Genomic DNA, 26,331 nt, shown 5'->3' with positions numbered 1-26,331 from the left:
ATTACAATTAAAATTCCCAAAACCCCCATAATTTACAAGATTCACACCGTCTTTGATTAGAAGCGTGCAGCGAGTTCGAATATTCCTGATCGCGATACATTTCAGACTTTTCCTGGGGAGGAAAAGCTGTCCGCCGGAGCACCGCTTGCCCGGTTTGCTCCGGCGGATTTTCCCGCGACATGGCGTAATCAATTGTTAAGGACCAGCTGTTAGCTTTCTCGCCAATTTTGTTGCGAGGTTTCGACATGTTCAAGCAAGTTTTGATTTTGGCGGGTTCGGTGATTGCCATTGCTGTGGCCGTGGCATCAACTGCTGGTGACTCACCGGAAAAACCAGCCCCGGCCGAGACCAGGGAAGAAGTGAAGAAAACTCCGGCTGCCAAGCCCGTCACGACCGATGACAGCTATTATGACGATGATGAAAACTTCGTCTTTGGCGAGCCGCTCACCTATGATGAGGACAACAATTCCGGTGCGTCTGCAAGTGCCTCTGATTACCCAGCAGGATCGGGTGGACGGACGGTGTCTGCAGCCAGCCCCGGATCCGCGCTGGCTAAACCGGGCAGCAAGGAAAATCCGATCAACGTTATGCCAGCTGGCGTGGAACGTCAGGTCCAATAAGGCAATGCGCCTCTGAACCGAATTCTGTTCAGTCCAGATCGCGGGACATGTCCCGCCTGCACTCGTCACTGATAATCGCTGCATGGCCGTAATTGGGATGGTCGATCTGAACCATGACCTGGCCTTCTCCACTTTTCCAGGCAGAGACCTGCTCTTCCGTCAGCTCAAAGTGCAGAAACTGGACCGCACTGGCTTTGCCGTCCGAACGGGTCCGGTCGATATCCTGCTCCGGTTCTGCGGTCACTTTTTGATCGCCGATGATCAAATGGATATGCTTGTCGACGCCGCCAAGCCCCTTCAGGAATGCGGTACGCCGCTCTTCCTCGTCTATCTCGAACATCAGGGTCGCGGTAAACTCCGAGCCGTTGGGTATCATCGGGTTATAGGCCGCCAGTTCGTCGACCAGCTGTTCATCCCCGCCCTTTTCAATACGCAGCATCTCCTGGATCTGGAGCCACATGCTGTCCCAGCTCTCAAACTGGATCGTGGCATGCGGACCGATGGCCAGGCGCCGGAACTTCTTGCGCAGAATGCTTTCCTGGCGCTTTTCTTTCCGGATCAGCTCATAGTCGCTCAGGGAAATAATGTCGTCACTGGTTATGACATGCTCATCGCGTGGCATAGATGGGTTCCTTAAAATCCGTAGGCTTTGGCGATCAGTTCGATGGGATGACCTATGCGCTCGGGTACGGCGTCCTGGTTACCCATTTCCATGATCTGCTTCAGATGGGGGCCGGCCAGCGGGCATTCGCTGACCATGTAATCCGGGTTGTTTTTGGCGACCGCCCGCGCAGCCGGGCGACCAACCTTGACTGCCTTGTCGAAATTATCCCTGAAGATGCCCCATTTGCCGCCATGCCCGGAACAACGTTCGGCGATCGTCGGTTTGGCTTCAGGAATGAGTTTCAGCATTTCCATCGCCTTCGGCCCCATATTCTGGGCCCGGCTGTGGCAGGCAAAATGGATACCAATGCTGGCTTCCATCGGCACGATCGGCATCAGACCATGCGCCTTGGAGATTTCCACCACATATTCGCTCAGGTCGCGTGTGGCGGCGGCCAGCTTTTTCACGTCTGCATTGTCCGGCAGGATGAGTGGCCATTCGAATTTCATCATCAGCGCACAGCTGGGTGTCAATGCAACGACATCAAACCCTTCATCAATGATCGGGCTGAAATGCGCAGCGACCTGTTCGGCCGTGGATGCGACCGCCGGGATATCTCCGTTTTCCAGCTTGGGCATGCCGCAGCACATCGGATATTCCACGCGGGTCTGTACACCGTTATGCGCCAGCACATCCAGAGCCGCCTTGCCCGAGGTCTGGTCGTTGAAATTGCCGTAACAGGTTGCATAGATCGCCGCCCTGGTTCCGAAAGCTGGCGCATCGGAATTGGGTGCCGGTCCGTTGCCTGGATGCTTGTGAGTCAGCGGCACATCCTCAAACTCTGGCAGGTGCGCCCGCTTGTCGATGCCAGCCACGGTCTGCAACACACCGCGTGTAAAACCATTGTCTTTCTTTGTCGCCCAGTTGGTGGCCCCGGCGACCGTTCCGGCAATCGCGGAATTGCGGTCAATCCTGGCGAGCTGCTTGTCAACGAAGGGCGTTTTGCCCTTGCGATTTTCAACCGCCCGGTGGCGCAGCATCAGGTGCGGGAAATCCAGATCAAACTCGTGCGGCGGGACATAGGGACATTTGACCATGAAGCACATGTCGCAAAGCGTGCAGGCATCAACCACCTTCTTCATGTCGTCCGCGCTGAGGTCCTCGACTTCCTCGTTGGGACTCTCATCGATCATGTCAAACAGTTGCGGGAAACTGTCACACAGGTTGAAACAACGGCGGCAACCGTGACAAATGTCAAAGACCCGGCGCAGTTCCTGGTCGAGTGCCTCTTCGTCGTAAAAAGATTCTTCCTGCCATGGAATCGGGTGACGCACCGGGGCGTCCAGGCTGCCTTCTTTCATGATATTCCCGCATATTGGATGTGAGGCCGGACAGATGTCCGCCGGATCTCAAAACTTGATTTGCCGCCACCGGTCTGAGGGACCGGCAGCGGCAGTTTTCTGATCTGAACTGGTGTCAGGCGTCCATTGACTCGAGCGTCTTCTGGAACTTGCCGGCGTGGCTTTTCTCTGCCTTGGCCAGCGTTTCGAACCAGTCGGCAATTTCGTCAAAACCTTCTTCGCGAGCCGATTTCGCCATGCCCGGATACATGTCCGTATATTCATGGGTTTCACCGGCAATCGCAGATTTCAGATTGGATGCCGTATCACCGATCGGCTCGCCGGTTGCCGGATCACCAACCTCTTCGAGAAACTCGAGATGGCCATGTGCGTGTCCGGTTTCGCCTTCCGCTGTGGAACGGAATACCGCAGCAACGTCGTTATATCCTTCGATGTCTGCTTTCTGCGCGAAATACAGATACCGACGGTTGGCCTGGCTTTCCCCGGCGAATGCGTCTTTCAGATTCTGTTCGGTCTTGCTGCCTGCGAGTCCCATGGTCTTCTCCTTTTAAATGGGTGCAATGAAAATGGTGCTGAGTGCTCATCAGCTGCGCATGCATTTACGCAAACCGGCGATTCTCATCCATCCAATTTTTTGATCTTTTGTAATCGAACAAACCGATTACTGTAATGCAAATTATTCGCAATAGCGATTACTGTTTCAGGACGGGCAGCGATTGAGAATATAGATGTCGGGTTCGACAAACAGCGTGATCTGATCACTGCCAACGACCATCACCGGACCCTCCATTTGAAACCGTCCCCCGGCCTCCCCGGTCTCTTCGTCCAGCGCCAGATCGACCAGGTTCAGCACCAGCTTTTCGCCATCCCATTGCCAGGTGCCTGTCAGATCCTCGGAAACGAAATTTCCGCCGCCAATCAGGGTCCAGTTTGATGGCAAGTCGCAATTCTCGTCGGCAAAGGTCCATCGGCCCTCGAACCAGGAAGATTCGACGGATGGCACTGCGTCCGGAGCTTCAGATACCTGACCGGACGTTGCGCCCGCCACGCTTGCAAGCAGAAGCGCTGCCGGAAAAGTCAAATCAATTGGTCTTTTTCATGAGGTCGAGGGCGGCAGCTGCCAGAGCTTCCGCACCGGTCGCAACAACTTTCTCGGCATCCGGAGCCCAAAGCGGACTGTGCAGCGATGGCAATTTGGCTCCGGTCTTCTGCGCTTCCAGATATTCTTCCATTGGTACACCACCAACCCAGAATATCATGCTCTTGATGGACGTGTCCGCCCGACGATAGCGGCTGAAATCTTCACCGCCCATGACCGGCTTGGTCTGATGAACCCGATCCTTGCCGAAACGCCCAGCAAACAGCTCTCCCATTTCCTTGCTGAATTCGGGACTGTTATAGGTTGCCGGCGTGTATTCGTCTTCCCGGATGCCAACCACCGGCATGCGGTCTTCCGGCACACCGGCGGCAATCGCTTCACCCCGGACGATCCGTTTGATCCCATCCAGAAGCTTGGCGCGGGTTTCATCCGAATAACTGCGAACCGTGAGCTGCAGGTTGGCCTTGTCGGAAATAATATTGTGCTTAAAGCCCGAATTGAAACTGCCAACCGTGACAACGGCAGGGTCTTGGGGATCAATTTCGCGACTGACCAGCGTTTGCAATGCCCCTACGATCCGTGAAGCCAGAACAATGGGATCCTTGGTCGTATGCGGATAGGCACCATGACCGCCCACACCATTGACCTGGATGTCGACACTGTCGACGTTGGCGAGAGCATAGCCGGCAGCATAACCGATATGTCCGGCGGGAGCGCCGGCCGCGTCATGGAAGGCCAGCACATATTCCGGTTTCGGAAAACGCGTATACAGGCCATCTTCCAGCATCGCCTTCGCCCCTTCCCCGGTTTCTTCTGCCGGTTGAAGTATCATCACCAGCGTCCCTGACCATTCTTCCTTGCGGGCAGCCAGCTGCCGGGCAGCCCCAACCCAGCCGGTCATGTGCGTGTCATGACCGCAGGCATGCATGACGCCCGTGTCGGCTCCTTCGCGGGTTTTCGCCATGACTTTCGACGCATAAGGCAGTCCGGTTTTCTCAATCAGTGGCAGGCCGTCCATGTCAGCACGCAACATCACGGTCGGGCCTTCGCCGTTTTTCATGACAGCGACCACGCCGGTGCCACCGACTTTTTCGGTCACCTCAAATCCCAACCGGCGCGCTTCCGCGGCCAGTTTGGCCGCTGTACGATACTCCTCACCGCTCAGTTCCGGATTGGCGTGCAGGTCGCGATAAATTTCCATGAGTGATGGCAGATCAGCCGATATTGCCTGATTGAGCCCCTCTGCCTGCGCCTGGGTAGCGAGCAGGATCGACGCTGTGAGAGCCAGGACCGATTTCGAAATTTTACGCATGATTTTCCCCGAACATTAGCTCAACTGAACGATGGCCGGAGCCTAACGGGTCTGTCGCGGATTGCGAGTCAGAAATTGCTCAGCGCGACAACGACAAGCGAACCGGCGTCAGTTCCATCACGTTCACAACCGACTCATAATAGGGAAAGGGATAGATCATGCGCCATCGCTGATTCCCGATCCTGTGGACCACCGCGACCTGATCGCGTTTTTCCGACTGGCCATAGGCCGCGGCCCGGTCCTCATATTCGTAAAAGGCCGTGCCGACATAAACCGACTGCCGATCTCCATCCTGATAAATCCAGCCCGCGGTCAGTTGCGAGCCGGTCAGCTTGGTAAACTGAAACCGGTTGCCCTGCCTGACAACACGGCAGCGAAAGGACGGATAAGCGATATAGGGCAAACCCCGATCCGGTTCTCCGCCCAGCTTGGTTAGGGAACAATGATAGAGCCCGGCGGGCATCATGCTGCGCTCCAGACCGGCATCGGGATCAAACAGGGGCGTTCGGCTGGTCAGCTTTTCAGACTGTCCGGCAGCCACCGCTCCTTCAGTGCCGCTGGTCAGCGCTTCCCGCCATCCAGCGACACGTTTCTGATCTGCTTCGGTAGCTCGTTCCCGCCAGTCCGGTTCGGCAACCGGCGTGGTTGCAGCGGAGCCGGCGGCGATCAATGCAGCGCTTGCGATCAGGGACAGCATATTCATTGTGCCGTCCAGCCGCCATCAATGGATATATTCGCGCCGGTAATCGCGCTGGCTTCGTCCTTGCAGAGAAAGACTGCCAATGCGGCAATCTGATCGATCTGCACGAATTCCTTGCTCGGTTGCCCGGCCAGAAGAACATCGTTGATCACTTCCTCCCGGCTCAGTCCCCTCACCTTCATCGTGTCGGGAATCTGTCCTTCGATCAGCGGTGTCCAGGTATAGCCGGGCGAGATGGTATTGACCGTGATGCCCTGCTGCGCCACTTCCAGGGCCACGGTCTTGCTGAAACCGGCAATGGCATGTTTGGCGGCATTATAGGCTGATTTGAACGGGCTCGCGACCTTGCTGTGCATCGACCCGGTATTGATGATCCGGCCCCATCCGCGTTCTTTCATCCCCGGCAAAACGGCTTTGGTGGTGTGAAACGCGCTGTTCATGATGATGTCCATGATGGCGTTCCATTTGTCCTCCGGGAATTCATCGACCGGGGCGACATGCTGGATTCCGGCATTGTTGACCAAAATGTCCACCGGGCCCAATTCATCCGCGCACTGCTCGGCCATCGCCCGGATCTGTTCCGGTTTGGTCATGTCTGCATCGCTGTATAGCGCCCCGGCTCCGCTCAAAGATTCCAGTTCCGTACGCAGCGTTTCAATTTCTCCGCTGTCACCAAATCCGTTGATCATGACTGCGGCGCCTTCCGCGGCCAGCGCTTTCGCATAGCCCCCGCCTATGCCCGATGTGGATCCCGTAATCAGGGCGGTCTTGCCTTTCAAAAACATAGATTATCTCCTTGTCCGAACCTTAAGACAGTCTTCCGTCACTGCAACGGCTTTTTGTAAAACCTTGGCCCAAGGTCCTTGCGCTTCGCATCGATTCAGGCAAACTGCGGCGCAACCAAGGAGAACCCGCATGCGCCTCGATGATCTGGATCCCAGCAAAAATGCCCGCGATCATGGTCGCGGAGGTGGCGGGGGCATGGGCGGCGGAGGTGGTGGCCTCGGATTGCTGCTCAGTTTTCTGCCAATGCTGCTGGGCCGGAAAATGGGCTGCGGAACCATCTTGCTGATCGGCGGGGCGATTGCGCTCTTCATGATGTTTGGAGGCGGCGGCGCCATGCTGGGTGGCGGAACGCAAACAGCCGGCACCGCCTACGATACAGCCGAAGAACAATTTGCCGGACGTGTTCTGACGTCGACGGAGCAGACCTGGTCCAGACTGTTTGCCGCCAATGGCCAGCAATATCGCCCGACAACGATCAATTTTTATGACGGCAATGTCAGCTCGCAAGGATGCGGATCGGCTTCCTCTGCTGCCGGGCCCTTTTATTGCCCGGCCGATCAGGGCATCTATCTCGACACATCCTTTTTTCGTGAAATGTCGACGCGGATGGGGGCAAAAGGCGATTTTGCTCAGGCTTATGTGATTGCGCATGAAGTCGGGCACCATATCCAGAATCTCACCGGTGTAGCCAATCAGGTGCGCCAGGCGCAAAGCCGGGCGAGCAAGGCGGAAGGCAATGCGTTGCAGGTCCGCATGGAATTGCAAGCCGATTGCTATGCTGGTGTCTGGGCGGCGCAGAATGCCGAACGGATGGAACCGGGTGATGTCGAGGAAGGGCTGAACGCCGCCCATGCGATCGGCGATGACACGCTGATGCGCAATGCCGGACAGCGACCGATTGAAAGCATGTTCACCCATGGCTCTTCCGAACAACGTATGACATGGCTGCGCAAGGGCATGCAGACCGGCGATCCGGCCGCGTGCGATACGTTCGCACGCGGCGCGGTCCGCTAGGCTGGTCAGGCCGTCGCGCCGTTTTTGCGCAAGGTGCTCGACCAGTCGAGACGCCGGGTGACAAACATGACCCCGGCCAGGGCTGCAAAGATCAGCAGCGATCCGATCAGCAATGAATAGGCTTCGAGGCTGAGCAGGATGTAAATCGCTCCGTAGAGCCCCGCCAGAAGCCCGCCGATCAGTGACGCCCGTCGCCAGCTCGACAGGACCGACGCCGAATAGGCGGTGATCAGCCCGATGGTCGCCGCCGATGCCGCAACAAAGGCCAGTGCAAATCCGATAATCTCGGCAAAAGCGAGCAACAGCACGAAGAACAGGATCAGTGCTGCACCGACCAGGATATACTGGACGGACGAGATCCGCACGCCGCCGATCAGATCAAACAGCAGGAACGCCACAAAGGTAAAGCCGATGATCAGGAAACCATATTTGGTTGCCCGGTCAACTTGACCGTAAAGATCCACGGGCTGGATCAGATTGACCGAAGCGCTGGCACTGCCGCCACCTCCACCAGGGATGTAAAAGCTTGCTGCGTCAGCCCGGGCCGGACTGACTTGTCCCCCCTGCTCCGTCGAAAGCAAAGCTGCACCCAAGGCAAGATTGGTGATCACATATTTTGCCTCAAAGCCATCGGCACTGATGGTCCGGCTTTCCGGCAGGAAACTGCCCGAGAAACTCGGATGCGGCCAGGCTGATTTGACCGTCCACTCGGTTTGCCCGGCATGGGGTGCAATGGTCACACCCTGATTGCCCTTGAACCGGACATCGAATGTCGTGTCGATCCGACCCTCGGCCAGTGCGCTGGCATCAACCCAGGCGAAGAATCCGCTATTGCCGGTTTCGCCAAGACCCTTGCCCGGCTGAAGGACCGACTCCTCACCGTTAATCGTGACGACATTGTCGCCGGCCAGTCCGCGTGCATCGGACAGTCCGAAGCGCAGTTCTGCCCGCGTAAAATCAATATCTTCCGGTGCCACACCATAGCGGTCGAGATCATCCGGAAGTGCGAAATTTGCCATGCCGGTGACATTGGTATCATAAACCACGACTTCATAGATCGCCCTTGTCTTCACCTGGGTATTGAGCGTCGTGTCCATCTTGATGGTTTCCGGGGCGAGATACAGTTCCCGCTGGACCGTATTGGTCCGGGTTACCGTTTTGCCGTCCTGTTCGACAGTTTCCTGTACCCGTGTAGTGTAGGGCAGAACCAGCTTAGGGCCGGCAAATACCTGCTCTCCACCCCAGCCGGTCACAATGGATTGCTGCGCCGTCTCGCTTTGCGACTGGCGGTCATAAACCAGCAGCCAGGTGGCAAAAAGCGGGATCGTCAGCAAAAAGCCGGTCAGCAGAACCAGCAGGAATTTCGCGCCGGGTGAGCGCTCCTTTCGCGGTTCCTCGTAGGTTTCTTCTGCAATTTCAGTCATTTTATTCCCTCCGGTCAACAGTAATTCGGGTGTTGCTCCCGACGTCCGTTCGTCTAAACTCGCGGCTTCTGCTCAGAATATCTGCGACGAGTTGAGCCTCACGTGCGTCGAATCGAAAGGCCTTTATGAGAATCACGGATTGCCACAATGTGAACGACTTTCGCACATTGGCAAAAAAACGCCTGCCATTTCCCATATTCGATTATATTGACGGGGCGGCTGATGACGAGGTGACGCGGCGGCGCAACACGGCGGCCTATGAAAGTTGCGACCTTGTACCAAATGTCCTTGCTGGCGTCGAAGACATTGACATGAGCGTGACGGTCATGGGTCAGAAACTGGCGATGCCGCTATTCCTGTCGCCAACGGCCCTCCAGCGCCTGTTCCATTGGCAAGGCGAACGCGGCGTGGCACGTGCAGCAGAAAAATTCGGGACGTTTTTTGGAATCTCTTCGCTTGCAACCGTCAGCATAGAGGAAATCGGGCAGTCGATTTCCACCCCGAAAATGTTCCAATTTTACGTGCACAAGGACAAGGGTCTGAACCAGTCGATGATCGAACGGTGCAAGGCCGCACGTTTTGATGCGCTGACCCTTACGGTTGATACGATTGTCGGCGGTAACCGTGAGCGCTGTCTGCGTTCCGGTTTCACCAGTCCGCCGAAGATCACCCCGTCCAGTTTCCTCAGCTATGCCGCCAAACCGGCCTGGGGACTGAATTATATGCTCCGCGAAAAGTTCGAACTGTCCAATCTCAAGGACCATGTCGGCGAAGGTACCAATGTGGCGCTTTCGGTGGCGGATTATTTCAACACCATGCTCGACCAGTCACTGAACTGGGAAATGGCGGCAGATATCCGCAAGGACTGGGATGGCGAATTCTGCCTGAAAGGGATCATGTCGGTGGAAGATGCAAAACGCGCCGCCGACATCGGCGCAACCGCGATCATGGTGTCCAACCATGGCGGGCGTCAGCTGGACGGTTCGCGCGCGCCCTTTGACCAGCTGGCCGAGATTTGCGACGCTGTCGGGGACCGGATAGATGTCATTTGCGACGGCGGTATCACCCGCGGCAGCCATGTCCTCAAGGCGCTGAGTGTCGGGGCAAAAGCCTGTTCCGGCGGGCGGCTCTATCTTTACGCCCTTGCAGCTGCCGGACAGGTCGGGGTTGAGCGAATCCTCGGTTTGCTGCAAACAGAGATTGAACGGGACATGAAACTCATGGGCGTCACGTCCGTGGATCAGCTGAGCAGAGACAATCTGCGCTGGCGCTAATCCGGGTCGGAAACAGGGGATGAAACATGATCAGCACATACAGGCTACCTGCGCTGCTTCTGGTGGCGGCGATCGGTGCAAGCCCGGTTCTGGCTCAGGAAGGTGCGCCCAAGGACTCCACCATCAAGAGTGCCGGCAACAAAGTCGCAGAACCTTTTGATGGCAAGGAAATCCCGCCCAAACTCCAATCCATTCAGGGCGATCCCTATTCGATGCGCGGCATGCGCAACTGCGCGGCAATTATTGCCGAGGTCCGCGAATTGAACGCCGTATTAGGTGCGGATGTCAATGAAAGGGTCAGCAAGAGCAAGGCCAAGAAGCGCGAAGAAACTGCCGGGCGTGTTGCCGGCAGCGCGGTTGGCTCGATCATTCCGTTTCGCGGGCTGATCGGAGAGGTGACGGGAGCGAATGCCGAGCGGCGGCGCTATAACCGGGCGGTCTATGCCGGAACAGTCCGGCGTGGATTTTTGAAAGGTGTGGGACGCGAACGAGGGTGCAAGAAACCGGCGCGACCGTAACAGCACATAAGGGGGCAGCAAGGAGAAGATGTCATGGCGTTTGCCAGGGCAGTTGTTGCCATTTCGCTTTTGTCCGTGACCGGACTGGATACTGCTGACGCAGAGACCCCGAATACCGAAAAGCCGATGCTCAATCACATGGGGGACGCGGTGACGCAGCCGGCGAAAGACGTGAACCTGAAAAAGGTCAAGATCCCCCCTCGCCTGCTGGAGGTACAGGAAAACCCCTATGATCTCGCGGGCATGGAAGCCTGTGTATCGATCAATGCGGAAATTACCGAACTCTATCCGTTACTGGGCCCCGACGTGAATGATCCCAATGAATATTCACGCGCGGAAAAGCGCGAACGCAGTGTCAGCCGGGTTGCTGGCGGGATATTGGGCGGACTGATACCGTTCCGCGGGGTCGTTCGGGAAATCTCCGGTGCAAACAAGGCGGAACGGCGCTACCTGAAGGCTCTGGCGGCAGGCAATGCCCGGCGCAGTTTCCTGAAAGGCTATGCGCAAAGCAGAGGATGTGAGCCCTGGACTCTCGCCTCTAGCCAGACACCCGAGCCGTAACCACCCAGATTCCGCCCGGCAAGGCCACGCGGCCATCCTTGTCATGGGGTGCCAGCGCTCCCCGTAATGCCTCCAGAAGCTGTGGATGCAAGGTCTCATCTGCTTCCTTCAAAGCTCGCGACGCCGGCCCGATCCGGGAGGAAAATTTGACCGCTTCCTCCACTCCACCGGACTGGGACAGACAAACGTCAAGGCCATGCGGTGTGATGGCAACTTCTTCAAAGCCGGCTGCCTCCAGGATCCCCTGCAACCGCTCCGGATCGGCAAATGCAAATGGGCCCGGATCATGCGGATCAACCTCTGGTGCTTCCGGCAGCAGGGGTTTCAGCGCGGCCATCGGAACCATCACCCACGCATTAACCTTGGGCGACTGCCAGCAGACGAAGGCCATGCGGCCACCGGGTTTGAGATTGCTCCGGATATTTGCGAACGCCGCCTGCGGATTGGCAAAAAACATGACGCCAAAGCGGGATATTACCAGATCATATTGTTGGCCGGACCGGAACGTGGCCGCGTCTTCGAGCTGAAATTCGACGCTGTCTCCTCCGCGAGAGCGGGCCAAATCGAGCATCGGACGGGAAATGTCCACGCCGGTGACATCGCCACCCTCCGCGCTGGCCATCAGACTTGTCTGACCGGTTCCGCAGCCAACATCCAGCACCCGTTCACCGGATTGGATTGCGGCCGCTTCCATCAGAACGGCCGTCGCCGGCGCCAGCATCTCGTCCAGCGCCACCTGATGGGCCGCCCATTGCGTGCCGGCGTCATCATTCCAATATTCGATCTGTTCTTCATTGGACATGGTCGAATATTCCTTCGGCTGGGAGATGGAGAAGCGTCAGTAAACCCGCTTCTTCGGCTTGATATATTCCGCTTCGTCGGTGAGCGTGAAATCATGAACCGGCCGCGTTGAGAGACCCACTTCACTGGACTTGCCACCCCATCCTTCAAACGTGCCGACCGAATGGTGCATCCAGTTCGTGTCATCCCGGTCCGGGCAGTCATCACGCGCATGAGCACCGCGACTTTCGGTCCGGTTGAGCGCGCTCTTGATGGTGACCATCGCCTGTCCCATCAGATTATCGAGTTCAAGCGTTTCGATCAGATCCGTATTCCAGATCATCGAACTGTCCGAAACCTTCACGTCCTGCATCTTTTTGTTGATGCCTTCGAGAACGGTCACGCCCTCGCTCATCAGCTCGTCCGTGCGGAAGACCGCGCAGTGTTTCTGCATCGCCTTCTGCATGTCGAGACGCAGTTCAGCCGTGGGAGAACCGCCTTTGGCATTGCGGAAATGATCGATGCGGGCGAGCGCCAGATCGGTACTGTCCTTTGGTAATGGCTTGTGCGCCGTACCGGGTTTCAGCGTGTCTTTCAGGCGCAAGCCGGTGGCCCGGCCGAAGACCACGAGGTCGATCAGCGAGTTGGAGCCGAGACGGTTGGCGCCGTGAACCGAAACACAGGCCGCCTCACCTACCGCAAACAGACCCGGAACCACATGGTCCGGATCATCCTTGGTCGGCATCACGACTTCGCCATGATAGTTACAGGGTATGCCGCCCATATTGTAATGGACCGTCGGCGTTACCGGCAGAGGCTCGCGGGTCAGGTCGACACCGGCAAAAATCTTGCCGCTCTCGGTGATTCCGGGCAGCCGTTCGGCGAGCACATTGGGGTCAATATGGTCGAGATGCAGGAAGATATGGTCCGCATCCTTGCCGACACCGCGGCCTTCCTTGATTTCACTCGCCATTGAACGCGAAACCACGTCGCGGCTGGCGAGGTCCTTGGCGCTGGGCGCATAGCGCTCCATGAAGCGTTCGCCTTCGCTGTTGGTCAGATAGCCGCCTTCGCCGCGCGCACCCTCGGTAATCAGCACGCCCGCGCCATAGATGCCTGTCGGGTGGAACTGGACAAATTCCATGTCCTGTAGCGCCAGTCCGGCGCGTAGCGCCATGCCGCCACCATCGCCGGTACAGGTATGAGCCGAGGTGCAGCTGTAGTAGGTCCGCCCACTGCCGCCGGTTGCCAGCACAACACTGTGACTGCGGAACCGGTGGATCGAGCCGTCTTCCATGCAGATCGCGATGACGCCGCGACATTCGGGACCATCGGGTCCGTCTTCCATGATCAGGTCAACGGCGAAATATTCGATGAAGAAATCCGCGTCATATTTGAGGCTCTGCTGATAGAGCGCGTGGAGCATCGCATGACCGGTCCGGTCTGCCGCCGCGCAGGTACGCTGAACCGGGGGCCCCTCGCCCATATTCTGCATGTGCCCGCCAAAGGGCCGCTGATAAATCGTGCCATCTTCGTTACGGGAGAAAGGCACACCGGCATGTTCCAGTTCATAGACGGCCTGGGGTGCTTCACGGACGAGATATTCGATCGCATCCTGATCGCCGAGCCAGTCGCTGCCCTTGACTGTGTCATACATGTGCCAGGACCAGTGATCAGGGCTGTTATTGCCCAGCGATGCAGCGATGCCGCCCTGTGCGGCAACGGTATGCGAACGCGTCGGAAAAACCTTGGTGATACAGGCCGTCTTCAGGCCCGCTTCCGCAGCTCCCATGGTGGCCCGCAGGCCCGAACCGCCGGCGCCGACTACGACACAGTCAAATGTGTGATCGATAATCTTGTAGGCAGGCTGTGTGTTTTCGTTTTTTGTATCTTCTGGCATTATGCAGCCACTCCGGTAAAGGCGACCTTGGCGACAGCAAAAATTCCCAGCGCTGCACCGCCAATGGCAAAAAAGTTGAGCAAGAGGATCAGGCCGAATTTCATGCCATGGTCCGGCACATAGTCTTCAATCAGAACCTGAAGTCCCAGGCGCAAATGCCAGAAAATACTGACAAGCATGAGAATCATGGGCACCGCGACCAGCGGCGAAGCCAGCCAGCCGATCATCAGTTCGTGCTCATAGTTGGGCAAACGCAGCAGCGAGAAGATCAGCCAGGTGATGAGGGCCAGATTGCCTACGGCTGTTACCCGTTGCAAAATCCAGTGATGGGCGCCTTCCTGCGCGGAGCCAAGACCGCGGACACGGCCGATATTTGTTCCTGAACCCATATGTCTATCCAATCAGCTTGGTGTAGATGAAGAACCACAGAGCGGCGGTCGAGACCAGCGCAAGTACAGGGACCGCGGAGGACCACAACCTGTTCTGCTGCAATTCATAGCCTGCTCCGGCATCCAGCACGAAATGGCGCAACCCGGAATATGTATGTTCGAACAGGGCGAAGGTCATGCCGATCAGGACGAACAGACCCACCGGGTGGGTCATGATGCCGGTAAAGGTCTCATAGGTCTCGGGGCCGGCCGAAATGCTGTACAGCCACCAGATCAAAAGCGGTGCCCCGGCAATAGCAAGCGCGTCACCGGTCGCCCGGTGCAAGATGGAAACCAGCATGTGCGGGCCCCATTTGTAGATGCCCAGATGCGGCGATAATGGTCTGTTTGTCGGCTTCACCAATTTCTGTCCCCTGTTCCTGAAACCCGGCCCTTGCCGGAGTCTCTTCAAACCTGTCCGTGCCTTAGCGAAAACAAACCCCCATGCAAACAGCCTAGCTGGCTTTTTATCGTTCTGAGACACGCATTCGCGGTGCAAATCCGCCGCCCGCAATTGCAAAATCCGGAAGTACTCACAATTTTGGCAGGCCCGCACGCGCATATGTTGGACCTTTGGTCCTGTGATCGCTATCCCGTCAGCCATGACAACATCTGACCCACATATACTCGTCACCGGTTCGAGCCGGGGCATCGGCAAGGCCATAGTAGGCGCACTGCAAGGCCGAGCCGTTGTCGCCGGCCATGGCACCATCGAGCAGGACGGTCGTTTGCGCGCCGATTTCGCAGTTCCCGGCGCCGCACCCGAACTATGGGACCGCGCGCTCGATCAGCTGGACGGCCGGATTGACGTACTGATCAATAATGCCGGAATTTTCGATCCCAATCCGGTTACTGCAGCTGACGCCGAATGGCTGGACAGCTGGAACCGCACCATGCAGATCAACCTCACTGCTGCAGCAGAGCTCTGCCGTCTGGCGGTTCGGCATTTTCAGAACAGCTCCCGTCCCGGACGGATCATCAATATCGCCAGTCGCGCGGCCTATCGCGGAGACAGTCCTGATCACTGGCATTATGCGGCGTCAAAAGGCGGCATGGTCGCCATGACCAAGACGATTGCGCGCGCCTATGCCAGCGAAGACATTCTCGCCTTTGCCATTTGCCCCGGCTTCACCATGACCGGGATGGCTGAAGACTATCTGGAAAGCCGGGGCGGCGACAAATTGCTCGCAGACATTCCGCTCGGCCGTGTGGCCCAGCCCGATGAGATCGCCTCGATGGCGGTCTATTGCGCCGTTGATGCCCCTCCCTCGATGACCGGTGCCGTGCTCGACGCCAATGGTGCCAGCTTCGTCCGATGATCGAGCGAAAACTGCTCGGGACCGGCAACATACCGGGCGGCGGTGGCGAACTGAAACTCTGGTCACGCGCGCTGAAGGGCGGCGACGAATTTTCGATTATGCTCGGCGGAACCGAACTGATGAACAGCCGCAAGAGCGGCTCGGAGGAGGCCCTGGCCACCCTCGCCTGCGAACAGATCCTGTCGGGCGCCAATCCGCGACTTCTGATTGGCGGTCTGGGGATGGGTTTCACCCTGCGGGCCGCCCTGCCCCTCCTTCCTGACGATGCGGTGATTGTCGTTGCGGAGCTGGTCCCTGCGGTTGTTGACTGGGCCCGTGGTCCTATGGCCGAACTTTATGGAGGCAGCCTTGAAGACCCGCGGGTCAATATCCGGCTGGAGGATGTCGCAGCAAGCATCAATGTCGCCGATGCAGGCTATGATGCCATCCTGCTCGATGTCGATAACGGTCCCGACGGACTGACCCACACGGGCAACGAAGCGATCTATTCGCATGCGGGTTTGAAAGCCGCCCGCAGGGCCTTGCGAACGAATGGGGTGCTGGCGGTCTGGTCATCCGCTCCGGATCCAGGATTTACGCGGCGGTTGAAAGAATGCGGATTTGCAGTCCGCGAGGCGAAGGCCCGCGCCCATGGCAAGCGCGGGGGCCATCATGTGATCTGGCTGGCGACGAAATGACGCCATCCCGCAAATGAAAATGGCCGACAGGACGAGAAGTCCTGTCGGCCATTTTTAGTTCGTATGTTATTCCGGCTCAGTCAGACCCAGCTTCCGGTTCTTCCTCGAGACCGGCAAGTTTTGCGCCAATGGTCTTGGCAACATCGACCCGCACCGAGTCATTATGCTCCTGAACGGTCTGCGAAACATTGCCATCCTTGTCGAGCAACACGGCCTCTTCATCGCTGCCTTCCGGCGCCAGTTGCACAATCAGTGGCCGCGGATAGAGGCGATTGCTGGCACCATTGCTTCCGTCAACCACAGCACCAACGCCACCGCCAAGGAGGATATTGCCAAATGCCGACCCGCCCAGCTTCGACTGGATCAGGACATAGGTAGACTTGTAACCCTCCAGCCAGATGTCTGCGCGCAGGTCATCTTTTCGTTTGGCTTCGATTTCACAGGGTGTGGTACATTCTTTGCCGTTGGTAAACTTGACCATCGCGCCCTCGGGACTCGATTGCGTCTTGTAGTCGACATTGGTTCCGTTCAGTACGGTCGCACAACCGCCAAGGTTGAGCGCCAGGCCGGCGACGAGCACCGACATCAATTGCTTGTTCATTTTTGATTGCCCCCAATAGATAGGGCTACTGTATTAACTGGCCGTTTTATTAATACAAGTATGAATTACTCAATATTTTTGAAAGAAACCAAATTGGGTTTTTCTGTTTGTAATCCGCGCTCTACACCGGGCAAATGACGGGTACACAATCCATTGCAACCGCACCGGTGTCAAAAATATGGATCGCACCTGCGCATCCCATGAAAAGGGGATGGTCGTTTGTATCCACTTCCCGCAGATAAATCTCAACCTGACCCCCCAATGCCCCGTCGGAACCAACCGGCGGGGCTTTTTTCATTCTTTCTGCTGAACGCTGCCCCCATTGGACGCTCCCCCTAGCCGAATCCCGCGCGCTCCGCTAACCAGCCGCGATGCTCAATTTCAGCAACATTACTGTCCGGCTGGGCGGAACGGTCATACTGGACGGCGCCACCGCGGCGCTGCCGCCCGGCGCGCGTGTTGGACTGATCGGGCGCAATGGCGCGGGCAAATCGACGCTGATGAAAGTCGTCGCCGGCATGCTGGAGCCAGATGACGGGCGGATCGACCTGCCAAAGGACGCACGGCTGGGCTATATTGCGCAAGAGGCTCCGGCGGGATCGGCCAATCCGCTCGAGACGGTATTGGCAGCCGATACCGAGCGCGCCGACCTGCTCGCAGAGGCGGAAACCGCGGATGATCCCCACCGCATCGCCGAAATCCATGAGCGGTTGAATGTGATCGAAGCGCACAGTGCCCCGGCGCGCGCTGCGCGGATCCTTGTCGGGCTCGGCTTTGATGAGGAGGCCCAGCAACAGCCGATGGACAGCTTTTCCGGCGGCTGGCGCATGCGCGTCGCTCTGGCCGCCCTGCTCTTTTCCCAGCCCGACATGCTGCTGCTCGACGAGCCCTCCAACCATCTTGATCTCGAAGCCACGCTGTGGCTGGAAAATTTTCTCACCAGCTATCGCGCGACAATCCTGGTGGTCAGCCATGAACGCGATCTGCTCAACAATGTGGTCGACCATATTCTCCATCTGCAGCAGGGCAAGACGACACTCTATCCCGGCGGCTATGATGCGTTCGAGAAACAGCGTGCCGAGCGTCAGGCGCAGATGGAATCGGCCCGTCAGAAACAGGTTGCAGAGCGGGACAAGCTGCAGGCCTTTGTTGACCGCTGGCGGACCAAGGCGCACAGCGCGAAACAGGCCCAGAGCCGGATCAAGGCTCTCGCCCGGATGGAACCGATTGCCGCAACCATCGAGGATCCCTCACTCAGCTTTCACTTTCCCAGTCCCTCGGAACTGAAACCGCCGCTGATTACGCTCGACGACGCGGCAGTCGGCTATGGCGACAATATTGTCCTGTCGGGCCTGAACCTGCGCATGGATCCGGATGACCGGACCGCGCTGCTCGGCCGCAACGGCAATGGCAAGACGACGCTTGCTCGCCTGATCGCCAGCCAGCTGGAACCCAAGGCCGGATCGATCAGCAAATCCGGCAAGCTCACGGTTGGATATTTTACGCAATATCAGGTCGAGGAGCTGGATACCGAAGACACGCCGCTGGAGCATATGACCCGGCTAATGTCCGATGCCAAACCCGCAGCAGTGCGGGCGCAGCTCGGCCGGTTCGGCTTTTCCGGCGACAAGGCGACGATCAAGGTCGGCAAACTGTCCGGCGGCGAACGAGCGCGGCTGGCGCTCGCGCTGATCACGCGGGATGCGCCGCATCTGCTGATCCTTGATGAACCCACCAACCATCTCGACGTCGATGCCCGCGAGGCTCTGGTCCATGCACTGAATGAATATCAGGGCGCCGTCATGATGGTGAGCCATGACCGGCACATGCTGGAACTGACCGCCGACCGGCTGGTGATGGTCGACAGTGGCCGGGCGAAGGAATTTTCCGGTAGTCTCGAAGACTATACCGACTTTGTGCTCGGCCGAAATCAGGAGAGCAAGACCAGGCCTGACAGCAATTCCCGAAGCGGCGGCAATCGCAAGGACGAGCGCCGGCAAGCGGCCGAACGGCGCAAGCAGCAGGCGGATCTTCGAAAAACGGCATCGCGCGCGGAAAAACAGATGGAAGAACTGGGCAAGCAGCTGTCCGACCTCGACCGCGCCATGTTTGATCCGGACAACGCCACTCCGGAACTGAAGGGCCTGACCATGACGGACCTGATGAAGAAACGCTCCGATGTTCAGGATGCGCTGGATCAGGCGGAGTCGGATTGGCTTGAGGCCAATGAGGCACTGGAAACGGCAGATGCCTGAAAGCTGGAAAATCACCCTGCCCTGTACGCGTGCAGAGGCGGAGATACTGGCGGAACAGGAACTTTTCGAGATCTCCGCGGATATGGGCCTGTCCATCGTGACGCGGGAAGTGGATGCGGCCCAACCTGATGCCTGGGTGATTGATATTTACACGGACTCGCAACCGACAAAGGATCAGCTGGCCCGCCTGGCAAAACTGTCGCCCTCTGCTCTCACCAGGAAGGTCAAACCCCAGGTAGAGAAATTGCCGGATGAAGACTGGGTCTCACTGAGCCAGCAAGGTCTGGAGCCTCTCCGCGCCGGGCGTTTCCATGTCCATACCGGGAATGATGCGCCGCTCTCTGATCCGGAGGTCGTGAACCTGCAGATTGATGCGGGACAGGCTTTTGGAACGGGCCATCATGAAACCACGCTGGGTTGCCTCACCACGCTCGATCTCCTGAAACGGCGCGGCAGGCATTATCGCAATATCATTGACGTTGGTACGGGTACCGGCCTGCTTGCAATGGCCGCTCGACACTTGTGGCCTGTGGCCCGGATCATGGCCAGTGACGTGGATCCTGTGGCGGTCGAGGTTTGCAAACGCAATGCGGCTTTGAACGGTCTGGAAACCGGATGCAGTCGCCATGGCATTACCATGGTGGCAAGCAACGGGCTCGATCACCGGGCCATCCGCCAGCGCGCACCCTATGACCTGATCATCGCCAATATCCTCGCCCGGCCCCTAATCGGCCTCGCTCCGCAAGTTGCGGCCGCCGCAGCGCCGGGATCCACACTGATACTGGCCGGGCTGCTGACCGAACAGCAGGAGGAACTGGTTGGCGCCTATCGGCACAACGGTTTCCGACTGGTGGAGTCACGGAAACAGGACCAGTGGCCGTGCCTCGTCCTGCAACGGCGGAGGGACCATCGGAGCAGCCGCCCGCTGAGTCAGATCCGCTCACCTCTTCCCGAGACCTATTTCGGGGAATGGTAAGTTGCTGGAAACGGCCTGCGCTTTAGATGATCGTCGCTTCACCCGATCGTGACTGGGCATAGGCCTGTGTGCCCACAGTCAGAACCTCATCGCTCTCGATGATTTCGGCAATCGCAATATCCGGCATGTCCGCAATCTTGTCATAAACCGGCTTGAAGTCAGTTTCGACGGTCACGCGCAACAATTCATCCAGGCTGGGGATGACGAAATAATTCTGCTGATAGTCGTCGATCCTGTACTCGGTCCGGAGCACCCGTTCGAGATCGAACATGATCCGGTTCGGACTGTCATCATCCAGGGCAAAGACGCTTTCGCCGTAGCTGGACACAATTCCCGCTCCATAGATGCGCAAGCCTTCCGCTTCCCGGATCAAACCAAATTCCACAGTGTACCAGTAGAGACGCGCGAGCTGTTTCAACGTTCCGAATTTCAGCGCCCGCAATCCGCCGCGACCATAGGCGGCCATATAGTCGGCAAAACGCTGGTCGGCGAGCATCGGCACATGACCGAAGACGTCATGGAAAATGTCCGGTTCCTTGAGATAGTCGAGCTGGTCGGGCTTGCGAATGAAGTTGCCTGAGACAAACCGCCGGTTGGCGAGATGTTCAAAAAACACGTCATCGGGCACCAGTCCCGGGACCGCCACCACTTCCCATCCGGTTGCGTCCTTCAAGATCCGATTAAGTTCACGAAAATCGGGGATGCCTGGCTTCGACAGTTGCAGAATATCCAGTCCGTCGAGGAACGCCTGCGCCGCCCGTCCCGGCAACATCTCCTTTTGCCGGGCGAAGAGGGTGTCCCAGACCTTGTGCTCCTCTTCACTGTAGGATTTCCAGTCCTGATCAATCGTCCAGTCCGCATTTGCGTGTGCGGGGGGCGATGAGTAAACATGGCTTTCCGGGTCGGGAGATGTCAGCATGGCGACACCGTACAGCAGAAAAGGTTTCAATGGCAACTTTTCCGGTCAGTTCTCTCCGCAAATGGATCATCCGCACGTGCGGCCTTTTGGCTTTTGCGGTCGCCGCGTTTCTTCTTGCCTCGCTGGCCGGCAGCATCATTCCGGTCAATCAGGGCTGGAAAAGCCCGGAACGAGGTATCCAGCTGTTCATCGAAACCAACGGCGTGCACACCGGGCTGATATTGCCGCTGCAAAGCGACGTGCATGACTGGACCGGGCTGATCCGGCCCGAACATCTCGAAGATCCGGCGCTTTATGGCAGTCATGTACTGATCGGATGGGGGCATGAGGGGGTCTATCGCAACACCATGCGCTGGCGTGATTTGCGGGCCGAGGATGCCGCCAGCGCGATTTTCGGGAGCAGCGAAGTTTTGCTGCATGTTTATCACCTGAAATATCCACAGGCTTATCCCCAGTATCGCCGCAGCTTTGAAGTCACCGAAGACGAGTATCGCCGCATCGTCTCGGCGATAGAAAGCCGTTTTGTCCTCGACAGTCGTGGTCGGAGTCAGCCGTCAGCCGGCTATGGCAAAGACGATCTCTTCTATGAAGCACGCGGGCATTACACCGCATTCTATACCTGCAATAACTGGACCAGCGATGTATTGCGGCAGGCGGGGATAAGAACCGGAATCTGGACACCATTCCAGGGCGGCGTCATGCGGTGGTTCCCGGAACCATCCTGAAGGACACTCGCTATGGGCCGGGAGAAAGGAGTTCTGACCTTCCGGATACAATTATCTTCCCGTATTTTCGCCGGATCGCTCCCTGCGATTCCAGTTCACCCAAAGCCTTGCCTAGCGACACCCTCGACACTCCGACAAGATCTGCCAGTTCCTGCTGTGTAACCGGTACCGCGATATCCTTGTCCTGCCCGCCGCACAGACGGAACAGGGCCTGCCGGGTGCGGTCGATTGCGGACAGGTTGCGGCTGGCTTCGACCAGGTCAAAAGCTTGCTGAACCATCCGCGCCATGGTCTTCAGTAATATGCGGGCGGCACGCGGATCGGATTCGATCAGCGCCTGCAATTCGGCCTCCCCGATGCGGATCAGCACCGCCTCGCTGCCCGCCATGGCATCGACCATGCGCGGAAATTCCCCCAGAAACGCCTGTTCCCCAAAAGATTCGCCCGGACCGAGCAGCGCGAAGAGAGTCAGCCTGCCATCGACGGAATAGCGGCCAATCTGAACCGAACCGGACTCGATATGCCAGAATTCCCTCCCTGGATCCCCGCGCTGCTGAATGATTTCCCCCTTGGCGAAGGAGCGGCGGCGGCCCGCGCCAAGCAGCCTGTCCCGGACATCCGCCGGCAATCCCGCCACAAATCCGGTTGCTCCCATGGTGGAACTGGCCGCGAGCTGGTATTTTTCCAAATGCTAACTCCTTTGCATTTATTCTCCCCTGTCTCTGATAGATCGACATATTAATCAAGATCAGAGCGACCGAGGAGACGGATCATGAGACCTGAAATTCTGGCCATTACCGGTGTTTTCGCCTTTTTTGCGCTTCTGGAACTGTTCCGGACGCAACTGTTCAACAAGCCGGATCAGACACGCGATGACGCCATGGTCGAAATTTTCGGTTCCGCGATCTTGCTGCTGTTCACACAGCCGGCCATCATCTTTGCCGCTCAATTCATCCTCGGTGCAGCCGTGCCGCAATGGGCCGGGGCCCTCGCCGGCATACCCCTGATAGCCGCTATTGGACTGTTCCTGATCTTTGATGACATGATGCAATATTGGTGGCACCGCCTGTCGCACAGCGTGCCGTTTCTCTACAATCTGCACCGCGCGCATCACAATGCGAAATATATGAGCATCCGGCTCGTCTACCGGAACAACATCTTCTACTATCTCACCATGCCCAGTATCTGGTTTTCGGGGGCCCTGATCTATCTGGGACTCGGCTGGGTCTATGTTGGCTATATCATCGTCAAGATGACCGTAATCATCGGTGCGCACAGTGATGTTGCATGGGACAAACCGCTGTATCAGATCAAATGGCTGTCTCCGGTCATGTGGGTGGTGGAGCGGACCATTTCGACGCCGTCGACCCATCACGCGCATCATGGCCGGCATCTCGAAGACGGGGTGACCAACTACAAGGGCAATTACGGAAATCTGCTGTTCTTCTGGGATGTCCTGTTCGGCACCGCCAAGATCACGCGGAATTATCCGGACAGCTATGGTGTCGAGAATCTGGCACCGGCCACATTGGGTCAGCAACTGGCCTGGCCGGTCTTTCCGGAAAACAAGCAAGGCGGCTACGGCGTCAAGGAACTGGCGGCGAAGGAAGCGGCGGCCAGGACCTAGGATCGACAAGCTTCGGGAGAGCGGGATCGGCTGATGGAAAAGAAATTCTCCATCAGCCGTTTCTGTTTAGCGAACTCCGGCCAGCGCCCTGGCCTGTTCCAGCGCAGGGTCCCGTCCGGCGCGAAAATCTGCAACGCTGCGCTCGACCAGTACATCCGGTGTCACGCCGGTTCCCGGCACATAATCCTGACCCATGTCCGCCGAATAGCGGATGGTCGGGACCCGGGCGCGGATACCGCTTTCCGGCAGGGTCAGGAAGAACAGGAGTCCGGCCGTCGCCCCGTCCGGGCTGCCACCGGTTTTTTCTCCGACCAGCAGCGCGCGGTCTTTCCGCTGAAACAGGCCAAGCAAATGTGTGCTACCGGAACTGTTCTCGTCACTGGTCAGCACGATCAGCTTGCCCTTGAAGACATTTTCCTTCGGTGCGATAGTTTTCAGATTGTCCTCAAACATGGGGCGCAGGGAATATGTCCCATTTGCGTTTTTCCGAAAACCCAGCGGATTGGGATTGATCGCCCGCTTGTCCCAGGTCCACAGATGTTCTTCCAGACCCTTGTGATCGAGGGTGACCATATAAGCATCGTCCATGGCCATCAGCTTTTCATCAAAAAGCCGGGTCACCAGACCGTTTTTCGCGTCGGTCGAACCGCCGCCATTATTCCGCAGATCGAGGATCAGCACGTCCCGTTCCTCGGCCGCCATACTGTCAAAAATCGGGTCATAGATCGTACCCGGCTTGACCGGATTGCGGTAATTCACAAAGCTGTCGACACGCAGATAGCTGACCCTGTCGTTCAAGCGCTCATAGGTCACGGTATCGGGGAAATTCCGGCCAAGTGACTGGCCGGCCTGTTCAGGAATGGCGCTCCACTGGTCGAGAGTGGTCCGGTCCATTGCGAGCTCATGCCCGGAGCCATCCGGGCGGGCAATCTTCACGCCGGTGCGCGGCTGGATGTCCCACAACAAGGCCCCGAAATGATCAACCGCGCCCCCGGCGAATTCCAGTGATTCCGAAACCCCGCCGCGGTTCGACCAGCCTGTAAATCCGTCGACCGGAATCAGCGGACGGACTTCCGCGATCATCTCCGCGATCGGGCGGCCATCAATTTCCAGAAGTTCGTCTCCCCGCTGCAATCCGCTGGTACCCGGAATGGTCACAATTGCGCGGTCTTCGATCAGCGTCCAGCGAAACGGCAGATAGACTGGAACCGCGTTCCTTTCCTTCCGCAACGCCGCCGGCAGTTCCACCTTGGTATGGTCGCAGCGGATCAGGGTGAGTACTTTCTGTAGTTCAATATAAAACTCTCCGACGGTCATGCCGTGGGTTGCTTTGGCGCGGGCCACGAGGCTGTCCCAGGCCGCGTCCAGCTGTGCGCGATCAGTGTGACGGTCATAACCGGGATGGATGCGTTCATAGCTTTCCCGGGCGAGCGCCACGTCGCTGCTGATCTGGTCAGCTGTCAACATGCGGTCCGCTTCGCCCGCCTGTGCAGGCTGGGACAGAACTGGCGTCATCATTGCCACAAGAGGGGCCGCCAGAAGATGTAATTTGGTCATAATATTGCTCCGTTCCTGAAAATATTCACGCCAGCAGCAACGGGCTGCGGCCTGGAAGCGGAGATGAGGGAAACAGGCGGTATTGGCGCCCCAATCAGCGAATTGAGACGCTGTTTACCGATTTTGAGACGTTTCAGGTCGCGCTGCTGCGGCGATATGCGCTGGGTGTTTCCCCGGTCATGTCCTTGAAAACACGATTGAACGTAGCCTTGCTGTTGAATCCCGACGCAAAGGCTACCTGAATCAGGCTTTCGTCGCTCGAAGTCAGGATATGCCGGGCATGTTCCACGCGCAGGCCATTGATAAATGCATTGAACGTGATTCCCAGCCCCTTGTTGAGTGCGCGCGAAATATAGGTTTCATTTGTTGCCCTTCGCGTCGCGACATCCCGGATGGTCAGCCGCGGTTCGAGATACCATTGTTCGTCCTGCACTTGCTTACGGAGCGAATGGCTTTCTGCTTTCCAGTCTTTCTGTTCAGGAGAATCTTTCGCCGGTTCCGGTGCCGTGATCTTGGGGAACGGCTCGCGGATCGAAGACAGCGCGTCAAAACCGGCAATGGCCACGAGCACGATCATCAACAACAGCACCGGATATTGCTCATTGTAACTGAGTGACATCACCCAGACATCAACAATTTCCAGCAACAGCCATGCCAGTGCCGCAACGCCGGCCAGCCAGAACAGACGTACGATCCAGCGCGGATCAAAATCGGAAGCGGCGGACTGGGTGGCCTGCAGATAATGGCGATACTGGCGGAGCATCCGCGCGATTGCGACAACCACCAGTCCGACACCAATGATCACCAGCGCGCTTTCCACCGGCACGATGTAGGGAACGTGGAAAGCTTCGTCATAAGCCCATTTGGACCGATAATCGCCCAGAGCAGTGAATGCCCACAGATAGTAAATCGTCTGGATCAGTCCCGGGACCAGCAGAAATTTGCGCCAGCCCAGCGGCTGGTCATGCATCAGGCACCAGGCATGCAAATAGAACAGCGCCGGGATCCACAATTTGGTGTTGAACGGAAAATAGGTCAGTCCCGGCCACACCGTATAGAAATTTGCATATCCGAGAATTTGCGGTGTCATCAGAAATGCCGCCGCGAATAATGTCGCCGCCAAAAATCCGCTGGCGCGACGCTCAATGGAACGCAGCAGCAGAAACAAAACGCAGCCATAGACCGGCAAGGCCGCGGCCAGCATCAGCGCACTGCGCCAGCCGATATCGATATTCGCCGGATCACCCACGGCTGTAACCACTCACTGACCGGATTCGAGCAGGCTCTTGAAAGG

28 protein-coding genes are annotated in these 26,331 nt (G+C 57.7%); 11 read left to right on the top strand and 17 right to left on the bottom strand.

Annotation, left to right across the window (positions count from 1 at the left end; all coding sequences use genetic code 11):
* Positions 1–245: 245 nt before the first annotated feature.
* Entirely contained in the window at positions 246–620 is a 375-nt protein-coding gene (locus BUQ90_RS10615; RefSeq protein ID WP_074205203.1) for a hypothetical protein, read from the top strand.
* 28 nt (positions 621–648) lie between these two features.
* Here the strand turns inward: BUQ90_RS10615 and BUQ90_RS10610 are convergent, their stop codons facing one another.
* The 7 genes from BUQ90_RS10610 to BUQ90_RS10580 all read right to left on the bottom strand — a co-directional run bounded on the left by BUQ90_RS10610 (position 649) and on the right by BUQ90_RS10580 (position 6,481).
* Complete coding sequence (locus tag BUQ90_RS10610) at positions 649–1,242, bottom strand: DUF3501 family protein (protein ID WP_074205202.1); 594 nt, start codon at positions 1,240–1,242, stop codon at positions 649–651.
* An 11-nt stretch (positions 1,243–1,253) separates the two neighbouring features.
* A complete protein-coding gene (locus BUQ90_RS10605; protein WP_074205201.1) occupies positions 1,254–2,585 on the bottom strand; it encodes a (Fe-S)-binding protein in 1,332 nt (443 codons plus the stop codon).
* Positions 2,586–2,700: 115 nt separating this feature from the next.
* Positions 2,701–3,120, bottom strand: a complete 420-nt coding sequence (locus tag BUQ90_RS10600; RefSeq protein WP_074205200.1) for a rubrerythrin family protein — start codon at positions 3,118–3,120, stop codon at positions 2,701–2,703.
* Between the two features lie 165 nt (positions 3,121–3,285).
* Entirely contained in the window at positions 3,286–3,666 is a 381-nt protein-coding gene (locus BUQ90_RS10595) for a hypothetical protein (protein WP_074205199.1), read from the bottom strand.
* A 1-nt stretch (position 3,667) separates the two neighbouring features.
* Entirely contained in the window at positions 3,668–4,996 is a 1,329-nt protein-coding gene (locus BUQ90_RS10590; RefSeq protein ID WP_074205198.1) for an amidohydrolase, read from the bottom strand.
* Positions 4,997–5,075: 79 nt separating this feature from the next.
* A complete protein-coding gene (locus BUQ90_RS10585) occupies positions 5,076–5,699 on the bottom strand; it encodes a DUF4893 domain-containing protein (protein ID WP_084192667.1) in 624 nt (207 codons plus the stop codon).
* Positions 5,696–6,481, bottom strand: coding sequence for a 3-hydroxybutyrate dehydrogenase (locus tag BUQ90_RS10580; RefSeq protein WP_074205196.1), 786 nt, complete (start codon positions 6,479–6,481; stop codon positions 5,696–5,698). Before BUQ90_RS10580 ends, BUQ90_RS10585 begins: the two co-directional genes overlap by 4 nt.
* A gap of 130 nt (positions 6,482–6,611) precedes the next feature.
* Here BUQ90_RS10580 and ypfJ point away from each other — a divergent pair, with 130 nt between their 5' ends.
* Complete coding sequence (ypfJ, locus tag BUQ90_RS10575) at positions 6,612–7,496, top strand: KPN_02809 family neutral zinc metallopeptidase (RefSeq protein ID WP_074205195.1); 885 nt, start codon at positions 6,612–6,614, stop codon at positions 7,494–7,496.
* A gap of 5 nt (positions 7,497–7,501) precedes the next feature.
* Here the strand turns inward: ypfJ and creD are convergent, their stop codons facing one another.
* Entirely contained in the window at positions 7,502–8,920 is a 1,419-nt protein-coding gene (gene creD, locus BUQ90_RS10570; protein WP_074205194.1) for a cell envelope integrity protein CreD, read from the bottom strand.
* A gap of 125 nt (positions 8,921–9,045) precedes the next feature.
* Here creD and BUQ90_RS10565 point away from each other — a divergent pair, with 125 nt between their 5' ends.
* Genes BUQ90_RS10565 through BUQ90_RS10555 form a run of 3 tightly spaced genes read left to right on the top strand, consistent with a single transcriptional unit; the run spans position 9,046 to position 11,273 of the window.
* Positions 9,046–10,194, top strand: a complete 1,149-nt coding sequence (locus BUQ90_RS10565) for an alpha-hydroxy acid oxidase (RefSeq protein ID WP_074205193.1) — start codon at positions 9,046–9,048, stop codon at positions 10,192–10,194.
* Between the two features lie 26 nt (positions 10,195–10,220).
* Positions 10,221–10,712: a hypothetical protein gene (locus tag BUQ90_RS10560; protein WP_074205192.1), complete on the top strand. Its 492-nt coding sequence runs from the start codon at positions 10,221–10,223 to the stop codon at positions 10,710–10,712.
* A gap of 33 nt (positions 10,713–10,745) precedes the next feature.
* The gene (locus tag BUQ90_RS10555; protein ID WP_074205191.1) at positions 10,746–11,273 is read left to right on the top strand and encodes a hypothetical protein; all 528 of its coding nucleotides are present in this window, start codon (positions 10,746–10,748) and stop codon (positions 11,271–11,273) included.
* Here the strand turns inward: BUQ90_RS10555 and BUQ90_RS10550 are convergent.
* Genes BUQ90_RS10550 through sdhC form a run of 4 tightly spaced genes read right to left on the bottom strand, consistent with a single transcriptional unit; the run spans position 11,251 to position 14,745 of the window.
* Positions 11,251–12,075: a class I SAM-dependent methyltransferase gene (locus BUQ90_RS10550; RefSeq protein WP_074205190.1), complete on the bottom strand. Its 825-nt coding sequence runs from the start codon at positions 12,073–12,075 to the stop codon at positions 11,251–11,253. The two genes, BUQ90_RS10555 and BUQ90_RS10550, sit on opposite strands and share 23 nt — an antisense overlap.
* A 36-nt stretch (positions 12,076–12,111) precedes the next feature.
* Positions 12,112–13,953: a succinate dehydrogenase flavoprotein subunit gene (gene sdhA, locus BUQ90_RS10545; protein WP_074205189.1), complete on the bottom strand. Its 1,842-nt coding sequence runs from the start codon at positions 13,951–13,953 to the stop codon at positions 12,112–12,114.
* On the bottom strand, positions 13,953–14,342 hold the full coding sequence (sdhD, locus tag BUQ90_RS10540; RefSeq protein WP_074205188.1) for a succinate dehydrogenase, hydrophobic membrane anchor protein: 390 nt from the start codon (positions 14,340–14,342) through the stop codon (positions 13,953–13,955). Before sdhD ends, sdhA begins: the two co-directional genes overlap by 1 nt.
* A gap of 4 nt (positions 14,343–14,346) precedes the next feature.
* Positions 14,347–14,745, bottom strand: a complete 399-nt coding sequence (sdhC, locus tag BUQ90_RS10535) for a succinate dehydrogenase, cytochrome b556 subunit (protein ID WP_074205187.1) — start codon at positions 14,743–14,745, stop codon at positions 14,347–14,349.
* 238 nt (positions 14,746–14,983) lie between these two features.
* On the opposite strand from sdhC, the gene BUQ90_RS10530 reads away from it, so the two are divergent.
* Together BUQ90_RS10530 and BUQ90_RS10525 are read left to right on the top strand one after the other, a co-directional pair.
* A complete protein-coding gene (locus BUQ90_RS10530; protein ID WP_074205186.1) occupies positions 14,984–15,700 on the top strand; it encodes an SDR family NAD(P)-dependent oxidoreductase in 717 nt (238 codons plus the stop codon).
* Positions 15,697–16,377, top strand: a complete 681-nt coding sequence (locus tag BUQ90_RS10525) for a spermidine synthase (protein ID WP_074205185.1) — start codon at positions 15,697–15,699, stop codon at positions 16,375–16,377. Before BUQ90_RS10530 ends, BUQ90_RS10525 begins: the two co-directional genes overlap by 4 nt.
* 76 nt (positions 16,378–16,453) lie before the next feature.
* On the opposite strand, the gene BUQ90_RS10520 is transcribed toward BUQ90_RS10525, so the two are convergent.
* Positions 16,454–16,978: a hypothetical protein gene (locus tag BUQ90_RS10520; RefSeq protein ID WP_074205184.1), complete on the bottom strand. Its 525-nt coding sequence runs from the start codon at positions 16,976–16,978 to the stop codon at positions 16,454–16,456.
* Between the two features lie 371 nt (positions 16,979–17,349).
* On the opposite strand from BUQ90_RS10520, the gene BUQ90_RS10515 reads away from it, so the two are divergent.
* Both BUQ90_RS10515 and BUQ90_RS10510 read left to right on the top strand, forming a co-directional pair.
* Positions 17,350–19,233 carry an ABC-F family ATP-binding cassette domain-containing protein gene (locus BUQ90_RS10515; protein ID WP_074205183.1) on the top strand — a complete coding sequence of 628 codons (1,884 nt, stop codon included), beginning with the start codon at positions 17,350–17,352 and terminating at the stop codon, positions 19,231–19,233.
* Positions 19,226–20,209, top strand: coding sequence for a 50S ribosomal protein L11 methyltransferase (locus BUQ90_RS10510; RefSeq protein WP_074205182.1), 984 nt, complete (start codon positions 19,226–19,228; stop codon positions 20,207–20,209). The genes BUQ90_RS10515 and BUQ90_RS10510 overlap by 8 nt, the downstream gene beginning before the upstream one ends.
* Positions 20,210–20,231: 22 nt before the next feature.
* On the opposite strand, the gene phhA is transcribed toward BUQ90_RS10510, so the two are convergent.
* Complete coding sequence (gene phhA, locus BUQ90_RS10505; protein WP_074206350.1) at positions 20,232–21,128, bottom strand: phenylalanine 4-monooxygenase; 897 nt, start codon at positions 21,126–21,128, stop codon at positions 20,232–20,234.
* A gap of 29 nt (positions 21,129–21,157) precedes the next feature.
* On the opposite strand from phhA, the gene BUQ90_RS10500 reads away from it, so the two are divergent.
* Positions 21,158–21,853 (top strand): TIGR02117 family protein, encoded by a 696-nt coding sequence (locus tag BUQ90_RS10500; RefSeq protein ID WP_159437091.1) that lies wholly within the window; start codon positions 21,158–21,160, stop codon positions 21,851–21,853.
* A gap of 10 nt (positions 21,854–21,863) precedes the next feature.
* Here BUQ90_RS10500 and BUQ90_RS10495 read toward each other — a convergent pair whose 3' ends face one another.
* Positions 21,864–22,541, bottom strand: a complete 678-nt coding sequence (locus tag BUQ90_RS10495; protein ID WP_074205181.1) for a Crp/Fnr family transcriptional regulator — start codon at positions 22,539–22,541, stop codon at positions 21,864–21,866.
* An 84-nt stretch (positions 22,542–22,625) separates the two neighbouring features.
* Here BUQ90_RS10495 and BUQ90_RS10490 point away from each other — a divergent pair, with 84 nt between their 5' ends.
* Complete coding sequence (locus tag BUQ90_RS10490) at positions 22,626–23,480, top strand: sterol desaturase family protein (protein WP_074205180.1); 855 nt, start codon at positions 22,626–22,628, stop codon at positions 23,478–23,480.
* Positions 23,481–23,546: 66 nt separating this feature from the next.
* Here BUQ90_RS10490 and BUQ90_RS10485 read toward each other — a convergent pair whose 3' ends face one another.
* Positions 23,547–25,037 carry a S41 family peptidase gene (locus BUQ90_RS10485; protein ID WP_074205179.1) on the bottom strand — a complete coding sequence of 497 codons (1,491 nt, stop codon included), beginning with the start codon at positions 25,035–25,037 and terminating at the stop codon, positions 23,547–23,549.
* 133 nt (positions 25,038–25,170) lie between these two features.
* On the bottom strand, positions 25,171–26,286 hold the full coding sequence (locus BUQ90_RS10480) for a helix-turn-helix domain-containing protein (RefSeq protein ID WP_074205178.1): 1,116 nt from the start codon (positions 26,284–26,286) through the stop codon (positions 25,171–25,173).
* Positions 26,287–26,331 lie beyond the last annotated feature (45 nt).

The sequence above is a fragment of the Parasphingorhabdus marina DSM 22363 genome (assembly GCF_900128895.1).
GTDB classification, from domain to species: Bacteria; Pseudomonadota; Alphaproteobacteria; order Sphingomonadales; family Sphingomonadaceae; genus Parasphingorhabdus; species Parasphingorhabdus marina.
The sequence above is the reverse complement of the archived record's forward strand: the minus strand, read 5'-3'. Positions and strand labels throughout refer to the sequence as shown.

Excerpts from the sequence above, each read along its gene's own strand:
- BUQ90_RS10615 (WP_074205203.1), top strand. The coding sequence starts at position 246 with ATGTTCAAGCAAGTTTTGATTTTGGCGGGTTCGGTGATTGCCATTGCT.
- BUQ90_RS10610 (WP_074205202.1), bottom strand. The coding sequence starts at position 1,242 with ATGCCACGCGATGAGCATGTCATAACCAGTGACGACATTATTTCCCTG.
- BUQ90_RS10605 (WP_074205201.1), bottom strand. The coding sequence starts at position 2,585 with ATGAAAGAAGGCAGCCTGGACGCCCCGGTGCGTCACCCGATTCCATGG.
- BUQ90_RS10600 (WP_074205200.1), bottom strand. The coding sequence starts at position 3,120 with ATGGGACTCGCAGGCAGCAAGACCGAACAGAATCTGAAAGACGCATTC.
- BUQ90_RS10590 (WP_074205198.1), bottom strand. The coding sequence starts at position 4,996 with ATGCGTAAAATTTCGAAATCGGTCCTGGCTCTCACAGCGTCGATCCTG.
- BUQ90_RS10585 (WP_084192667.1), bottom strand. The coding sequence starts at position 5,699 with ATGAATATGCTGTCCCTGATCGCAAGCGCTGCATTGATCGCCGCCGGC.
- BUQ90_RS10580 (WP_074205196.1), bottom strand. The coding sequence starts at position 6,481 with ATGTTTTTGAAAGGCAAGACCGCCCTGATTACGGGATCCACATCGGGC.
- ypfJ (WP_074205195.1), top strand. The coding sequence starts at position 6,612 with ATGCGCCTCGATGATCTGGATCCCAGCAAAAATGCCCGCGATCATGGT.
- creD (WP_074205194.1), bottom strand. The coding sequence starts at position 8,920 with ATGACTGAAATTGCAGAAGAAACCTACGAGGAACCGCGAAAGGAGCGC.
- BUQ90_RS10565 (WP_074205193.1), top strand. The coding sequence starts at position 9,046 with ATGAGAATCACGGATTGCCACAATGTGAACGACTTTCGCACATTGGCA.
- BUQ90_RS10560 (WP_074205192.1), top strand. The coding sequence starts at position 10,221 with ATGATCAGCACATACAGGCTACCTGCGCTGCTTCTGGTGGCGGCGATC.
- BUQ90_RS10555 (WP_074205191.1), top strand. The coding sequence starts at position 10,746 with ATGGCGTTTGCCAGGGCAGTTGTTGCCATTTCGCTTTTGTCCGTGACC.
- BUQ90_RS10550 (WP_074205190.1), bottom strand. The coding sequence starts at position 12,075 with ATGTCCAATGAAGAACAGATCGAATATTGGAATGATGACGCCGGCACG.
- sdhA (WP_074205189.1), bottom strand. The coding sequence starts at position 13,953 with ATGCCAGAAGATACAAAAAACGAAAACACACAGCCTGCCTACAAGATT.
- sdhD (WP_074205188.1), bottom strand. The coding sequence starts at position 14,342 with ATGGGTTCAGGAACAAATATCGGCCGTGTCCGCGGTCTTGGCTCCGCG.
- BUQ90_RS10530 (WP_074205186.1), top strand. The coding sequence starts at position 14,984 with ATGACAACATCTGACCCACATATACTCGTCACCGGTTCGAGCCGGGGC.
- BUQ90_RS10525 (WP_074205185.1), top strand. The coding sequence starts at position 15,697 with ATGATCGAGCGAAAACTGCTCGGGACCGGCAACATACCGGGCGGCGGT.
- BUQ90_RS10520 (WP_074205184.1), bottom strand. The coding sequence starts at position 16,978 with ATGAACAAGCAATTGATGTCGGTGCTCGTCGCCGGCCTGGCGCTCAAC.
- BUQ90_RS10515 (WP_074205183.1), top strand. The coding sequence starts at position 17,350 with ATGCTCAATTTCAGCAACATTACTGTCCGGCTGGGCGGAACGGTCATA.
- BUQ90_RS10510 (WP_074205182.1), top strand. The coding sequence starts at position 19,226 with ATGCCTGAAAGCTGGAAAATCACCCTGCCCTGTACGCGTGCAGAGGCG.
- phhA (WP_074206350.1), bottom strand. The coding sequence starts at position 21,128 with ATGCTGACATCTCCCGACCCGGAAAGCCATGTTTACTCATCGCCCCCC.
- BUQ90_RS10500 (WP_159437091.1), top strand. The coding sequence starts at position 21,158 with ATGGCAACTTTTCCGGTCAGTTCTCTCCGCAAATGGATCATCCGCACG.
- BUQ90_RS10490 (WP_074205180.1), top strand. The coding sequence starts at position 22,626 with ATGAGACCTGAAATTCTGGCCATTACCGGTGTTTTCGCCTTTTTTGCG.
- BUQ90_RS10485 (WP_074205179.1), bottom strand. The coding sequence starts at position 25,037 with ATGACCAAATTACATCTTCTGGCGGCCCCTCTTGTGGCAATGATGACG.